The sequence below is a fragment of the Bacillus cereus group sp. BfR-BA-01441 genome, assembly GCF_022663075.1.
Lineage (GTDB): Bacteria > Bacillota > Bacilli > Bacillales > Bacillaceae_G > Bacillus_A > Bacillus_A cereus.
Genome location: NZ_JAKUEU010000015.1, coordinates 48,190 through 61,154, shown reverse-complemented (window position 1 = coordinate 61,154; position 12,965 = coordinate 48,190). Strand labels below are relative to the sequence as shown.

Sequence of the window (12,965 nt, the reverse complement as noted above, 5' to 3'; positions counted from 1 at the left end):
ATCTATTCCTTTCTATCATTTTCGGACAATATAGAGCATATCCGTTTCAGATAATCCGAATTTCCTAGCAATTTCTATTCCTTGTTTCTGAGCTATGTTATACAATTCCACCTTAAAGCCCGCATCTGTTAATCGTTGAATAAATCCCGATCGATTATAAATCCTAACATGATCTTCTTGACCAAAGGCTATTTTTCTCAATAATGGCGTTACAATAGATTTATCCTCTATAATAAAATCTACATTCATTACGATTGGCACTTGAATAATTCCCCATCCATTTGGCTTTAGTACCCTATATAATTCTCGCATTGCTTTTTCATCGTCAGGCACGTGTTCTAATACATGACTACATAAAATAACATCAAAGGTATTATCTTCGTATGCAATTCTCGTAATATCAATTTCCTCCATTAAAGAATCCTTTGGTTCTAAATCCCCACATGTATAAGTAATGTTTTTAAACTGGTTAAGCCACCCTCTTACCTTCTCTTCAGGTGCAATATGAAGCATAGTATAATTCCTACTTAACAAATCCGTCTCTGTTTCAATGTACGCACGATACAACCTGTCACGATCCATCGAATAGCAAACTGGACAGATACCTGTATCTTTATTCCACATCTCAAATTCATATTTTAGAAAATCATAATGTGCTGGCCAAGGAGAAAAACTTTTAAATTCTTGATTGCAATATTGGCAATAACAAATATTTTTCTCAAATATATGAGTAACTAGTTTAATTAACCCGTTTTTTATCTTTTCATTATAAATTTGATCTAGTTCTCCACTTCTTACTGCATCCTTAAGTATAAATCCCGCATTTTCCAAACAATAAGATAAGCTCTCTTTATAATCTTGTTCAGTATTTAAAAACCCACTATTATGTGCATCTGTAATTAATTCAATCCATTCTTCAATTGTCATTAATATAAAGTACATTTGTTTTTGATTTTGTCCACTATGTTGTCTAAAGTAGCTAAGAGGTTCCTCTATATAAACTACTTTTCCTTTCCTCATCATATCTAACCAAGTTGCAATGTCATTAATAGAAGAATACGCTTTCCCCTTAAAATAACCAAATTTCCCTCCAAAAAAATTGCGATTAAACAAAACCGTTGTCGGTTCTCCAACTACGTTTTTCAAGTTTTTCAACATATAATTCCCTAGTGTTTCCCCTTCAAAAATTGTAGTTTCTATGGCAATTTTCATATTCAATGTCGATGGGGGTAATACCTCTCCATTCTCATCAATCAGTTCACGGTACGACGTCACAAATGCAATGTTTTCTAATTCAAAAAAGTATTTCATCATTCTCTCAATCTTTTCAAGATGAAATAAATCATCATCTAGTAAAAAATTTATATATTCACCAGTAGCAAGCTCTATACATTGATTAAAATTTTCAGCCACCAATGGATTTTCATTTTTAACATATGTTATACATTTATGTTCTTTTAAGTATGGCTGGATCATTGTTTTTACTTCATCATTTGTACTATCGTCAGAAATTATAATTTCAATATTTTCATAGGTTTGATTCAAAGCACTTTTGAGGGCTAATTCTAAGTAATGAGGTCTATTGTAGGCAGGAATTAGTATACTGACTTTTGGGAGGTGCGAGTTGATATTCATACGCTGTTTTTTCTTTTCAATATTTATTTTCTTTAGCTTGATTTGTTGATAGTAGTCCAATGAATATAATATGGATGATGGAACAATTCTTCTTGCATAGTCTAGAAAATTTGTAATAGCTCTGTCTAACTCCTCTTCGGAGGATAAGAAACCATATTTTTCTCCAGCTATAATAATACTATGAGAAAAATCCTCTAACCCATCCATCATTTTATTAGATTCATTTAACTGCTGATTTGAATGTAATCGAAAGTAACTGAGCGTCTCCGATATATATACTGCTTTCCCTTTACTCAGTAAGGATAACCATGAAGCTACATCTACGTTGCAAAGATACCGCCTTTTATCAAATACACCATACGGTTCTGTTAAATCACTTTTACGAAATAAAACCGTTGTCGGTTCTCCTATATAATTCTTTTGATTCATAATCACCATTTTTCCTAATTGTAGCCCATCTATAATCGTATCTGTAAAAAATAAACGCATCGTTGCATAAACATCTGGCAATAGGTTTCCTTCTGCATCCATTACTTGGCGATGGGATGTTACAAGCTTAATTTCATTATCTAGGTCATTTAAAAAGTATTTCATCATTTTTTCAATTTTATTTACATGAAATAAATCATCATCCATTAAGAAATTTATATACTCACCTTTCGCTTTATGAAATAACATACGTGAGTTCTCAAATTGTCCAAGAGTTGACTTATTTTTTATATAAATAATATTTGAATGATCATACAAGTACTTTTGTAACACTTTCTCTGTTTCGTCGTTTGTACTATCATCCCCTATTATAATTTCTATATTAGGATACGTTTGTTCTAATACACTACATAAAGCTTTTTCAAAGTAGTGTGGACGATTATACGTAGGAATTAATACACTTACTAAAGGCGTTTGATTTATTTCCTTTTCATTTGTACCATTTTCCATTCTATTCCTCCGCCTTTTTATTTATTTTCACTTTTGAAATAGACATGCTACTACAAATCTATTTATTAGACGAACTAGATCTGAAAGGTGTTGCGAAAAACAAATAAATAGCTTTAAAAACAGCATCTATGTTGACATAGTGTAGAATAAACCTGGATAACTTTTTTCGTCCCATTCTATTTATTTGTAAAATGCGGCATTCTTTTTTCAATAAATGCCTTTACCCCCTCCTTCACATCCTCTGTTTGAAATACTTTTCCAAAGTAACGCGCTTCAATCTCAAGCCCTTCTTGTAAAGGTACTGCTGCCCCTTCGCGAATTGCCACCTTCATATAGGCGAGAGCTGGAAGAGAAAATTTACTTATATCCCTTGCAATCTCTTTTGCTTTATTTAACGCCTCTCCTCGAGGGGTAATGTAGTTAACCAAGCCTATTTCTTTTGCTTCTTTAGCTGTAATCGATTTCCCTGTGAACATCATCTCTTTTGCTTTCCCTTCTCCAATTAATCTAGGTAAGCGTTGGGTTCCTCCAGCCCCAGGAAATAAACCTAACGTAATTTCCGGTAATCCAATTAAAGATTGTTCTTCTATTATCCTTAAGTCACAAGCAAGTGCTAATTCACATCCACCACCTAGCGCTAACCCATTAACAGCAGCTATAGTCGGTTTAGACAGATTCTCTAGTTGATTAAGTGGTTGTTGCAATTCTAATGATTTCATCTCAGCATATTTTTCACCTTTGCCCATCCAATCTGGAAATTCTTTTATATTCCCTCCTGCTACAAAGGCCTTTTCTCCACTTCCAGTTATAATTACGACTGAAATATTATTATCAATTTCTATTTCCTCTAATACATCTACTAATTGTTGAACTACTTCTAAACTTAAAGTGTTGACTGGTGGATTTTGAATTGTAACGACTGCAATACTTCCTTTTTTATTACAAGTTACTACTCGTTCATTCTTCATAAAAAATCCCCTTTTAAACTACCTAATTTTTCACAACACCAAGCATCTTTACTTCACTCACCATCAGCCTAAATTTCCAAATATGGTTCCACTTTTAGAAATTCATCAATTTATTGTATGAACTGTAGAAGCATAAAATGAGCAATCCTTTCTTGGTACCATTTTATAATCTCAACATATTTTTAAATTGTTCTTTTACTATATAATGAAGGCTCAAGGAATAATATATACGAGTGTAAAGATATAAAAGAAATCCTTCAATCCCTCCCTAAAGAGAAGCAGATTGAGGTTCTTGAGAATCAAGCTCACTTTGAAGCTGTGGCAAAGATGATTGAACAAAACAATTTAATTCTTTTAGAACAGATGAAAGCTCTACAGCTAATTCAGAAATAACAAACTTATGATTGATTAATTCTACATATGCTTCCATAAATAATGTATCTTTATTTATACCATCGGCCTCTATTTTTACAGGGGCTTTTGTTCTGCGTTGATTCATATTTTGAATTTGAATAGTTTCTTTTACATGTATGAATAGATCTTCTAATAATCCTGGTGTAGATTCTAGTTCTTGCTTTTCAATTTCTTCTGTTACAGCACTAATAAATTCCCATAGTACTTTTGCACCTAATAGTTCTGCTAATCTTTTTTCACGCATTTCAAATGTTTTCATGTTCATGCAAATACACTCCTATAATTTATATATAATGATAAAAATATTATGTTCTTATGTAAAATTGCCTAAAACATTTTCTAAACTTACATTTCTACAAAATCGCTACATAAACTTAAAAATCTAATATTGTTCAACACACTCCGTGTTGTTCGGAATCAAAAAAAATTGTTTGGACTGTAACACCATAGAATTTCGCTAATTTTATTTTTATATTATCTCGTGGGATTCTCTGGCCATTTTCATACATCTGCAATGTACTAATACTGATTCCCACTGCTTTTGCCACCTCTTCTCTAGATCTCCCATTTCTTAGATTAATTAAATTTTCAGCTACTCTTTCATGATTCATACATTCTCACCCCCAAAACCACATTTCGTGTTGTTAGTTAAAATATAAACCGCACAAAATGTGTTGTCAATAGATTTTAATTATCAATTTTTAAAAACTTTAATATATTAACACACATTGTGTTAATATATTATCAGGTGATAGAATGAAAACGTTTGGAAATATAATTCGTGATTTAAGAAAACAAAAAGGAATTACGCAAAAAGAACTTGCTCAATCGCTTCAACTAAGTGAGAGTACAATTGGTATGTATGAACGTAACGAACGTCAACCTGATTACAATACCTTGATACGTATAGCAGATTACTTTAAAGTATCTACTGATTTTCTTCTAGGGAGAGGTTTTTATACCGAAGAGAAAAGAAATGATTCAGAACTAGATCAATGGTTAAATGATATAAAGCTTGCTCCATCCCAAAAGCGTGAAGAATTAAAACGTTTTTGGAATTTTATAATGCAGGAAAAAAAGTAATAAACTAAACCTTCACCTTCATATGGATGAAGGGCATGAATTTGATCCTCTCCAGGGTCATACGGATACAATGAAATGGCGTTCTATCAACGAATAGAGCGTTATTTTTATGGGATTTTTCCGAGGTCGGGACCATGTGAAGAGATATGAGGTCTAAATTAAACCTATTCGAAGTATAGAATTTTGTTATCCCGCATTATTTCTTACAAATTTGTCCATAAAAAATAATTCACACTCCCATAATATCTTTTTATTTGTTATAATTATATTCTAATATATTAATTAAAGTGAATGAACTGACTTATACATATGGCAAAAAATTTAGTGATCCGGTTATGAAAATACAAATAACTCTTGATGACTTAGATAAAAATACATTCGATCATTTTGATCATAAAAACATCCCTAAAGTCGTTACAGAATACCGGGAATCTCCTTCGTATAATAGAATTTAATTAGCAGCAATATCCTTATTTGAAAGGTGGTGATTGCTATGATGATTTTTGATAATATCAATATACTTATCGCTCTCTTTTTCTTGTTTTTCATTATGTTTCTTGGGAATAAAGAAAAAGATGCCAGCACGTTATGTTTATCACTTTTATTCGGTGGGATGGCGGTGGATTACTGGCTAAACATAAAAGGACTAAACGATACGTATATTAGTACCGCTTGGAATGTATTCTATTGCATTATAATGATCATTCTAATACCTATTATGATTCATAAGACTATTAAAAATATAAAATACATAAAGGCAAAAATAAAAAGAAATCGAACTATATAAAAATGCGACCGCCCGTAATAGGCGGTTTTCTTATTCACCTCTATTCACCTTTCCTCTTAAATCCACTGCCGCATGACCCAATCCTCTCCCCTCTCCTTCGCATAGCATGTACTAAAAGGAGGTACGTAATAATATGTCAAACTACTATTACGATCGGTCTAAAAATTGCTATCGGAAGAAACGTAACCACCACCAGAAATGCAACTGCGAATGTAACTGCCATCCACGCTATCATACGTTCACATCCGGCCCTTTATTCCGTAATGCAGACACCGATTTCATCCAAGTGTCCGCGCTTAATCAAACCGCCGAACCACAAACCGTAACTATAGCGGTACAAAATTACCAAGATACTTGCGATGGTGACGTATACCCTTCATATGGATATCTTTGTGGTGGACTAATTAACGACGACAATAACGGTAACGGTTCAGACGCTACTACGCGCAACGGCGACGATGATTGCATCTATTGCGAGCTCGAAGGTGGGAGCACTCTATGGATAGATCATAATAATGACATTGTCGTATGTAAATTTCAATGGCCACTTGAACCAATTTAACTCCCATTAACATGTCTCTTTTAAAATCCTATAATAAGATTTAAATTCTTTAGTTATTTATTATATTTCCTTCTTAAGTTGAATCTAGTTACATATTAGCTGTTCCCGTAGGGCCTTATCCCAACAGGTATACAGCTCTTTTTTATTGATACTAAAAATTCTATGTTGGTATGAAACACCATATCTTGCATTGTCACTTTCTTAGACATACAAAGCACTACAAACTACAATTTAAACGTTTTTAAATACTCTGTAACTACCTGAATCGGAAAATTTCATAATGGTACAAAATATTTTTCTTCTAAATTATATACAACGATCTCATATTACTTTCCGAAAATTATTCTCTTATTTCTATCAAACGGCAGCGACCGGAAAAATGGAATCCATTGTAAACTATAAAAATCCATTTCCTCCTACTCAAACTATATAATAAATTAATCCAATACTCCGGAAATATTATATACGAGTGTTAAGAAATAAAAGAAATACTTCAATCACTCCCTAAAGAGAATCAGCTTGAGGTTCTTGAGAATCAAGCTCATTTTGAAGCTGTGGCAAAGATGATTGAACAAAACAATTTAATTCTTTTAGAACAGATGAAAGCTCTGCAGCTAATTCAGAAATAAGAAATTTATGATTAATTAATTCTACATATGCTTCCATAAATAATGTATCTTTATCTATACGATCAGCCTCTGTTTTTACAGGGGATTTTGTTATGCGTTGATTCATGTTTTGAATTTGAATAGTTTCTTTCACATGTACGAATAGATCCTCTAATAAACCTGGTGTAGACTCTAATTCTTGTTTTTCAATTTCCTCTGTTACAGCACTTATAAATTCCCAAAGTACTTTTGCACCTAATAGTTCTGCTAATCGTTTTTCACGCATTTCAAATGTTCTCATATTCATATTTAAACACTTCCCTTATCTAATATTTTCTTAAAAATAATTAATAATTTAGTTCGTTTTAGGAAAACAATATAAAAACATAACTTATCATGTTTCCAATTACACAAAACGTGACATTAATCTTCAAAAAAAAGAGTCCAATCAAAATTTAGTACCTTTGCTATATTCTTTGCGACAGGAACACTTGGATTTCTTTCACCACTTTCGATCATTGCATACATACTTCTAGATATTCTTGCCTTATATGCAATATAATCCTGTGTTTTCTCTATATATTTTCGTTTTTCTAATAACCATAACCTCATTATTCCCCTCCTATTATTGTCACAAAATGTGTATCCAATAATTACATTACATCAAAATAATTATAAACTCAACATTTTTTACACATTTCGTGTACTTTGTTAAATGTTACATATTGTGACGTTATAATTAATATAGAAAAGATTTAAAAGGAGGTAGCATATGTTTGGCACAAGACTACACACTCTTCGCAAAGAACACAAACTGCGTCAAGAAGACATGGCAAAACAACTAGGGATTGCCCGAACTACATATGCAATGTATGAACAAGGAAATCGTGAACCCGATTATAATACATTGATAAAATTAGCCACTTTCTTTGAAGTATCAATTGATTACCTCCTCGGTACAACTGAAACAAGACAAGTTACAGACATACAAGATCCTGACCTTTATCAATGGTTTAAAGATATAAACAATGCGACTCCTCAAAAACGTGAGGAATTAAAAAAGTTTTGGGAGTTTATAATACAAAGAGAAGACTAAATTATTTAAAAGACCTTCACCTTGACAGGGATAAGACCACATTTGGAAGGTCTTTTTTTCTTCTAATAGGATAGCTACTTTTAGCTTTAGCGTTTATATTCACCTGAATCTTATCTAAATTTTGTTAAAACCTCTCCCATTAGTTCGAAACCAGATACCATTTTTCAACAACAAATTATCATTCACCAATTGTCCAACTATATATCTTACATAATATCTATTTGAGTAACCCCCCCCTTAATTTTTATTTACACAAAAGGAACGCACGTTCTATAATAAGTTGTAAAGGGGATACTTTTAGGACTTTAAGACAACGATAATATAAAATGTTATCCGCGATGCTATTTAGAATGAAGAACTGCGCTAGATTTATTAGAAAGAAAATTTGGATATATTGCTGAAGTACGAGTTTCAGATGCTTGAATGCTGACAATCCACCATAAATGTATAGTCAATTATTCACGAACAATAGATAAAAAAGTAAAAATCATGTACCATTAGAATTATAATATTCTATTTTAATTATTTTCACTTTGGTACGGAGGGTAAATATGCTCAGAACACCTTTTGGTACATATAATGGTGACAGTTGGGAAGAACACTGTCAAACTTTTTTAAAAATGAAATATGAAGCCGATGGCTATCAAGAGATGACTGCACATACAAATGGGGATTTAGGCATAGAGGGCTTTACTAGAACAGGAATTGTCTTTCAATGTTATTGTCCTGATGAAGAATATGATTCTACTAAACTTTACAGTCATCAAAGAACTAAGATTACTACGGACTTAGGCAAATTAAAAAAATACAAAAATCAATTATTAAAGTTTTTTCAAGGAGTAAAAATAAAAAAGTGGATATTCCTTACTCCTAAAATCACAAATAAAGAATTGATTAGGCATTGCCATGAAAAAGCCGTAGAATATCGGAATGATACGACCATGCAAGATTTATTAGATGGTTCCTTTGATGTGTTAGCTCATGATGAGCTATATTATGGAAAAGAAATTATTAAGGCAAAACAGCTTCTAAATGAAAAGATAAATATTGAGGTACCTATGCCTGATGAACAAGAGATTATTGACTGGAAGCAATGTCAAACTTCTTCTATTGCTATATTAGATAGGAAAATAGGGAAACTGTTTGAACATTTAGATGAACTACCTAAAACACGAAATACTAATAAATTTATAGACTTACAAGTTCGTAACTATATTAAAGGTCAAGAAATTCTAAATCATATGCAGCAAACATATAGTTCAGCATACGAAAAACAAGCAAAAATTAAAAGTTCAATTGCGAGCCATTTAGAAGCAGAAGTATTATTAACAGATTTGGTTCCAAAAGAATTATTGAAGGATACTTTGGAAAGGTACAAGATAGCTTTGATGGGAGAAAATTTCCACGACATTTTTGAATTCTCAGTGTACAACGATTTGTGTCATGAAGCAGTAGCGAGCTGGCTAATTGACTGTCCATTGGACTTTGGAGGCTAAAAAAATGGATTTACCCTTAGATGAAATTAAGGAAATTAGATTCAGTAGAAAAAGAGTGCCAATCGCGCCTGAACTACGACCCATGTATAGAATTTCGCAGATTGTTCTAATTCTGCATCTTTCATCAACGAAACAAACAGCGTCTCTTTTAAAATTACAGTTATTTAATTGGAGCTTGCAGAACGAAGGGCGCTATGAAAGGCTGTTAAAGTTAAAGGAGACAAATTATTTTCCAATTATACGCTTTGACCCCTTTTTAAATAGAGCTCTAAATTATGGAGTAGCTATGGGCGTTTTTTCATTTAACGATAAAACTGGTAAATTCTCTTTAACTGAAAAAGGAGAAGTTTTGGCAAAAAGAATTTTAAATGAAGATGTATTTATTGAAGAGATAAAGTTCTTAAAAGCAATAAAAAAAAGCCTTTCAGATACTTATATTTCGCAATTATTTAAAGAGAGGTATCCCTCATGAATCAGATAAATTTGAATCACCTGAAAATTACAATCGATACGACAGAAGGAATATTTGGTACGGATATCCCTTTCCAATCTGGATTTAATATATTAAGAGCTAGAAATACAAAAGGAAAAAGTTCCACACTAAATTCTATTCTTTATGTATTAGGTATCGAAGAAATGCTTGGCGGAAGAAATGCCAAAACAATGAAGCCTGTGCTAAAAGAAAAGCTATCGTATAAAGGAAAAGAAGTTCCCATTCTAGAATCTAAAGTGCAGTTAGAGATTTCCAATCATATAGGGGACATTATTACACTGACGAGATGGATTAAGTCCTCTAGCATTGATGAAAGATTAATTAGGGTCCATTTTGGGCCTCAAATATCAAAAGAAGATAAAGTAAATTACAAAGATTATTATGTCCATATGAAAGGTTCAGCATCAGAGAACTCAGGATTTCACACTTTTTTATCTAAGTTTTTAGAATGGGAATTACCAGAAGTTCCAACATTTGATGGTGGAGATAGAATTTTATACATTCAGACACTTTTTCCTTTATTCTTTGTTGAGCAGAATAAAGGGTGGAGTAGTTTCTATTCCCCTATTTCAGGAAGTTTTGGAATTAGAGATTTATCTAAGCGTGCATTAGAATTTTTATTAAATATGGATGTTACCAAGAACGCAAAAGAACGAGAAGAACTAAAAATTATTAAAGCTTTGCTTGCAAATAAGTGGTCCATTTTGAAACAGGATATAGAAGAATTAGCAGTCACTATTCATGCAGAAGTTCCAACTTTACCTGAGAAGCCTATGCTTTTAGATGGATTAGCATTAAATGTTTATGATAATAATAAAAAACTAATATCAATTGTTGACCGTATATTTCAATTAGAGGCTTTAATAAAAGAAAAAGAGAATTATAGTGTAGTAAAAATCTCAGATGTAACATCAAAATATGAAAAAAAAGTCAAAGAGCAAGACCTTTTAGTATTGCAATTGCAGAGTGAAATCAACTCTATCAGGCAAGATTTACATTTAGAACAAAACAATCAGCATTCTATGAATGATAATCTAAAAAACTTAGAAGTAGATTTGAAAAGAAACCAAGAAGCTGAAAAGCTTTACAAGTTAGGGTCAGATGTTGATTCAAGTTTTTCACAGGGTGTCTGTCCAACTTGTAACCAACATGTTGAAGATTCGTTAATGCCCCCAGAAACAAGTATTCAACCATTGGATTTATCTGAGAATATAACATTTATAAAAGAGCAAATTAATACACTGAAATTCGGTATAAAGCAATCTCAAAAAGTTATTCAAAATAAACAATCTAAGCTAGCTGTAATTTCCGAACACCTTGATAATGCCCGAAGGGAGTTAAGACTATATAAATCCGAATTAAGTGCAAATCCCCAATTACCTACAAAGAAAGAATTGGACAAATTAGTAGAGTTAAAGATTATATTAAATAAGTTATATGATGTTAGCGGCTCTTTTGAGAAAATAGAAAAACGTTTTGAAATAATTAAAGAAGAGTGGAGAAGTTACTTATCTAGACAGGAAGCATTACCAAAAGATTATTTTTCAGAGCTGGATAAGAAGAAATTATATTATTTTGAGAAAGAGTTCCTTGCTTTATTAAACACTTTTAGCTTCTCTAGCATCAATACAGATGAAATCACTATTTCTCATGATAAATACACTCCTATTGTTAGCGGCTTTGATATTAAATTTGACTCATCTGCAAGTGATACCATTCGCCTAATTTGGTCTTATGTGATTGCTATCTATAAAACAAGTCAACAGTTTTCTGGGAACCATCCTGGACTTATGGTGTTTGATGAACCAGGTCAGCAACAAATGGCAGTAAAAAGTCAAAAACAACTTTTTGAAGTATTATCAAAAATGAAGAGTCAATCCATCGTAGGAACATCTCTAGAACCAGAAGAAATAAAAGAAATGACAAAAACCCTTAACCTAAATGTAATTGACTTAGGAGAAGATTATATTATTAAGCCTTTAACTAAGTGAAAAATGGGTAATAAAAATTAAATAATTTATGAAGATGCAAAACAAGCAGTTTTACAAAAGTAATATTTACAGACGGCATAAAACCGTCTGTTTTTTTCTTCCCAAAACCAAACATGGAACTAGACTTATTTCTATTTATTTTAAATTGGCGTTTAAAAATATCCCATTTGTAATGTCTTGATTAATTGAGTTCCAATAATTTTCATATTTTCTACCCCATCCAACCTCAATATCTTTTTTAATTATTGAAAGAATAGAGCTTTTTAGTGATTTTTTTATTTGTTCAGATACAATATTCCCACTAGAATCCCGAATATTCCATTTATCAAATTCAAAAAACATCTTATTCATATCTAACTAATTGTTCACTACTTCACCATCTATTTCAATGGTGTATTTTTCTAATGGTTGGAAGAAGTCTTGACAAACTTGTTCAGAATAAACAAGTGAACCAGCGCAGTCATGAACTGCAACGAAATAAACTAAAACATTATTAGATAGAATTCTCCACAAAATCCTCCCGTAACCTACGGTATCTACTACAAATTCAATTAAAATTAAATGGGCACTTCAAGGGCAACTTAGAATCATTTTGGTCACAGGGTCGGTCACCGATTAGAAATTTTTCAAAAAAACTAGAGGATAAATTTTTTTCCTGTGTCGTCTAAAAGCTGATTCTACAGCACTTTTAAGAACAAAAAAGAACTAGGGGGCAATGGGGACTTTGAATTGACAGGGTGGGGGTTGCTGGTTCGAATCCAGTCAGGATCATAAGCCCCTTGATACTCAAGGGGCTTTCTTATATATAACAGTTTACTTTAATTGATGAAACAGTGCTCTTGGGGCAGAAACTTTTATTTTATTCTTATCATGTCTGTATTCCCCCCCATTAT

The 12,965-nt window shown here is 32.0% G+C and carries 14 protein-coding genes; 6 read left to right on the top strand and 8 right to left on the bottom strand.

Annotation, left to right across the window (positions count from 1 at the left end):
* Positions 1-15: 15 nt before the first annotated feature.
* The 4 genes from MR107_RS09190 to MR107_RS09175 form a co-directional block, all read right to left on the bottom strand.
* Positions 16-2,574: a glycosyltransferase gene (locus tag MR107_RS09190; RefSeq protein WP_242292281.1), complete on the bottom strand. Its 2,559-nt coding sequence runs from the start codon at positions 2,572-2,574 to the stop codon at positions 16-18.
* 176 nt (positions 2,575-2,750) lie between these two features.
* A complete protein-coding gene (locus MR107_RS09185) occupies positions 2,751-3,542 on the bottom strand; it encodes an enoyl-CoA hydratase (RefSeq protein WP_242292280.1) in 792 nt (263 codons plus the stop codon).
* 268 nt (positions 3,543-3,810) lie between these two features.
* Positions 3,811-4,221, bottom strand: a complete 411-nt coding sequence (locus MR107_RS09180; protein ID WP_242292279.1) for a hypothetical protein — start codon at positions 4,219-4,221, stop codon at positions 3,811-3,813.
* 127 nt (positions 4,222-4,348) lie between these two features.
* A complete protein-coding gene (locus MR107_RS09175) occupies positions 4,349-4,567 on the bottom strand; it encodes a helix-turn-helix transcriptional regulator (protein ID WP_242292278.1) in 219 nt (72 codons plus the stop codon).
* A 145-nt stretch (positions 4,568-4,712) separates the two neighbouring features.
* On the opposite strand from MR107_RS09175, the gene MR107_RS09170 reads away from it, so the two are divergent.
* Together MR107_RS09170 and MR107_RS09165 are read left to right on the top strand one after the other, a co-directional pair.
* Entirely contained in the window at positions 4,713-5,039 is a 327-nt protein-coding gene (locus tag MR107_RS09170; RefSeq protein ID WP_065705389.1) for a helix-turn-helix domain-containing protein, read from the top strand.
* A 493-nt stretch (positions 5,040-5,532) separates the two neighbouring features.
* The gene (locus tag MR107_RS09165) at positions 5,533-5,826 is read left to right on the top strand and encodes a hypothetical protein (RefSeq protein ID WP_098300823.1); all 294 of its coding nucleotides are present in this window, start codon (positions 5,533-5,535) and stop codon (positions 5,824-5,826) included.
* A 342-nt stretch (positions 5,827-6,168) separates the two neighbouring features.
* On the opposite strand, the gene MR107_RS31350 is transcribed toward MR107_RS09165, so the two are convergent.
* From MR107_RS31350 to MR107_RS09155, 3 genes are all read right to left on the bottom strand, one after another.
* Entirely contained in the window at positions 6,169-6,294 is a 126-nt protein-coding gene (locus MR107_RS31350; protein ID WP_255299679.1) for a hypothetical protein, read from the bottom strand.
* Between the two features lie 598 nt (positions 6,295-6,892).
* Positions 6,893-7,303 carry a hypothetical protein gene (locus tag MR107_RS09160; protein WP_098863671.1) on the bottom strand — a complete coding sequence of 137 codons (411 nt, stop codon included), beginning with the start codon at positions 7,301-7,303 and terminating at the stop codon, positions 6,893-6,895.
* A gap of 116 nt (positions 7,304-7,419) precedes the next feature.
* Positions 7,420-7,608 carry a helix-turn-helix transcriptional regulator gene (locus MR107_RS09155; RefSeq protein WP_065705378.1) on the bottom strand — a complete coding sequence of 63 codons (189 nt, stop codon included), beginning with the start codon at positions 7,606-7,608 and terminating at the stop codon, positions 7,420-7,422.
* 160 nt (positions 7,609-7,768) lie between these two features.
* Here MR107_RS09155 and MR107_RS09150 point away from each other — a divergent pair, with 160 nt between their 5' ends.
* The 4 genes from MR107_RS09150 (at position 7,769) to MR107_RS09135 (ending at position 12,072) form a co-directional block, all read left to right on the top strand.
* Positions 7,769-8,092: a helix-turn-helix domain-containing protein gene (locus tag MR107_RS09150; RefSeq protein ID WP_242292277.1), complete on the top strand. Its 324-nt coding sequence runs from the start codon at positions 7,769-7,771 to the stop codon at positions 8,090-8,092.
* 551 nt (positions 8,093-8,643) lie between these two features.
* A complete protein-coding gene (locus tag MR107_RS09145) occupies positions 8,644-9,588 on the top strand; it encodes a hypothetical protein (RefSeq protein WP_098863672.1) in 945 nt (314 codons plus the stop codon).
* Between the two features lie 4 nt (positions 9,589-9,592).
* Entirely contained in the window at positions 9,593-10,060 is a 468-nt protein-coding gene (locus tag MR107_RS09140; protein WP_098863673.1) for a hypothetical protein, read from the top strand.
* A complete protein-coding gene (locus tag MR107_RS09135; RefSeq protein WP_098863674.1) occupies positions 10,057-12,072 on the top strand; it encodes a hypothetical protein in 2,016 nt (671 codons plus the stop codon). The genes MR107_RS09140 and MR107_RS09135 overlap by 4 nt, the downstream gene beginning before the upstream one ends.
* A gap of 357 nt (positions 12,073-12,429) precedes the next feature.
* Here the strand turns inward: MR107_RS09135 and MR107_RS09130 are convergent, their stop codons facing one another.
* A complete protein-coding gene (locus MR107_RS09130) occupies positions 12,430-12,585 on the bottom strand; it encodes a hypothetical protein (protein ID WP_176545988.1) in 156 nt (51 codons plus the stop codon).
* Between the last annotated feature and the right edge of the window lie 380 nt (positions 12,586-12,965).